The organism is Actinoplanes sp. NPDC051633 (assembly GCF_040681735.1).
Taxonomy (GTDB): domain Bacteria; phylum Actinomycetota; class Actinomycetes; order Mycobacteriales; family Micromonosporaceae; genus Actinoplanes.
Map to the genome: position 1 here is coordinate 1 of NZ_JBFAZH010001227.1, position 2,235 is coordinate 2,235.

A 2,235-nucleotide genomic window follows, 5' to 3' on the forward strand; every position below is an offset into this window, starting at 1 on the left:
TGAGCGTGGTGCTCACGGTCGGAAGCGTCCCACGGCGCTCAGGCGGCGGCGCCGATCCGCTCGTCGATCACCTGCCAGACCTCCTTGTCGAACTGGTTCTCCTTCCAGATGCCGTACGCCGTGCCGAACAGCACCGGCGGGACGGCCACCAGCCCGATCGCTCCGCTCACCGCCGAGTCGACCCACTCGTGGCCGCCCAGGCCGATGGACAGCTTGCCCTCGCCGGGCGCGACGACCACGGTGATGGCGTACGAGACGCCCAGCAGCTGACGCCACAGGCTTTCCTTGCGCGCCTGCATCACCACATGTCCCCCGGCCGACCCGAACACCTGCGCCTCGAACTCCCGCCCGCGGAAGTGCTCCGCGAGCGTCTTGGCGACGTCCTCCGCGGGCACGGCGGTCTGGTAGACCCGCTCGATGTTCAGTCCGGTCGTCCGACCGGCGATCTTCTGCTCCGTCATCGTTTCCTCCGCCTCGCTGTGTCTCGCTTGTCCCGGATGACGTTTCCATCCGGGACCGGCGGCGAGAGGCCGGGCAGCCCGTCAATGCGGGGGGCGGGTTTCTGGTGTCGGCGCGCGACGGGTCAGGCCGGCAACGTCCACAGCGGGTGGCGGGCGGGCGCGCACGCGAGGGCGTGGGCCAGCGCCCGGTACGCCGGCTTCGGTTGCAGATCTTCGTCGAAGGGCAGCGGCCGGCGGGCGGCGCCGTCCTCGCGGGGCTGGTCCTCCTGGAGCCAGGTGTACCGGTCGGTGAGGCCGAACGTCAGGACCACCTTGACCGCCCGATGGCCGAGTGCCACGTCGAGATACCGGCGGTAGACATCCGCGACCGCAGCGTCCCGCGGGCCCACCTCGGCCGGCAGCCCGTCGTCGAGCACGTCCAGCTCGGTGATCAGGATTTCGAGACCGCGGTCCGCCACCCGGTCGAGCCAGCGGGTGTAGGCCCGCGCATCGAACCGCTCGGCGAACCTGTCGGCGAGCAGATGAGCCTGGATGCCGAGGGCGTGCACGGGTGCACCATCGCGCAGCAGGCGGTCGATGACCTGGAGCGTCGCCCGCCGCCGCGGCTCCGGCTCGTCGCCCCACTCGTTGACCGTCTCGAAGCCGAACTCGTTGATCACCAGCAGCGCTCGCGGGTCGGCCGCGTGGGCGAGGTGGAACGCTTCGGCCACATAGGACGGGCCGATGGTCTCCCACCACGGCACGTCGGTGCGGAATCCGCGCTCCCCCTCGGGGCTGGTGACCTCGTTCGCCACGCTCCACGCGTCGACCCGGCCGCGGTAGCGCCGGACGGTCGCGGTCAGCGTGCCGAACAGCAGCTCGCGGGCCTCCGCCTCGTCGACGGACCAGAGGTAGTCCTCCGGCCAGCCCTCGCCGAAGCCCTCGTCCCAGACCAGGTGGGCGCCGAACACCCGCATCCGGTGGCGTTCGGCGAAGCCGATGATCCGGTCGGCGTAGGAGAAGTCGAGCGGCGCGTCCGGCGCCGGCTTGAGCCGGTACCAGAGCAGATCGTCCTCGGTGAACAACACCTTCGCCTCACGGGCGAAGAGCGCGGGGTAGTCGTCGTCGAACTGCCAGGTGGCGATCGACGAGCCGAACGCGATGCCGCGCTCGCGGGCAACCTTCCAGAGGGGCGGACGAGCGCCGGTGGCCGACGCCGGGCCGGGCAGGCCGCCCGCGACGGTGAGTCCCGCGGCACCGGCCGCGCCGAGGAGCAGGGAACGTCGAGGGACGGGAAAGTCGCGCATGTCGCCTCCGAACCGAAGGGTGCGAGATGTGCAAATCGTTTTGCCATCCGCGCGTGGATGGCAGCGTACGGGCGTCGCACCGCTGGCGGCAAGACTTGGTTGCCTCCTTCGCGGTCCTGCGGTTACGCTGCGGCTGCAGCGGCGCAAAACGTTTTGCACGCGTGCCACCGATGGGAGGAGGCCGGATTTGCGTCGGCTTTCGATGGGAGTCATCGGCCTCGGCGAGGTGGCGCAGGTCGTCCATCTGCCGGTGCTGCGGTCCTTGCCCGAGAGGTTCGAGATCGCTGCCGTCTGCGACATCTCCCCCACGCTGCTGGAGCGGGTGGGCGCGGGCGTCCCGCGGCGCTACGCCGATGCGGGCGCGATGCTCGACGACGGCGACCTCGACTGCGTGCTCGTGCTGAACAGCGACGAATACCACGCGGAGGTCACCGTCGCCGCCCTCGACCGCGGCATCCACGTGCTGGTGGAGAAGCCGATGTGCCTCA

At 70.8% G+C, this 2,235-nt stretch carries 3 protein-coding genes; 1 reads left to right on the top strand and 2 read right to left on the bottom strand.

Annotated features, from left to right (window positions below; genetic code table 11):
* Positions 1-38: 38 nt before the first annotated feature.
* Positions 39-461 (bottom strand): hypothetical protein, encoded by a 423-nt coding sequence (locus AB0M20_RS39325; RefSeq protein WP_364306124.1) that lies wholly within the window; start codon positions 459-461, stop codon positions 39-41.
* 122 nt (positions 462-583) lie between these two features.
* Positions 584-1,747, bottom strand: coding sequence for an endo-1,4-beta-xylanase (locus tag AB0M20_RS39330; protein WP_364306126.1), 1,164 nt, complete (start codon positions 1,745-1,747; stop codon positions 584-586).
* Positions 1,748-1,949: 202 nt separating this feature from the next.
* On the opposite strand from AB0M20_RS39330, the gene AB0M20_RS39335 reads away from it, so the two are divergent.
* A partial coding sequence (locus tag AB0M20_RS39335; protein WP_364306127.1) for a Gfo/Idh/MocA family oxidoreductase occupies positions 1,950-2,235 on the top strand: 286 nt, incomplete at its 3' end.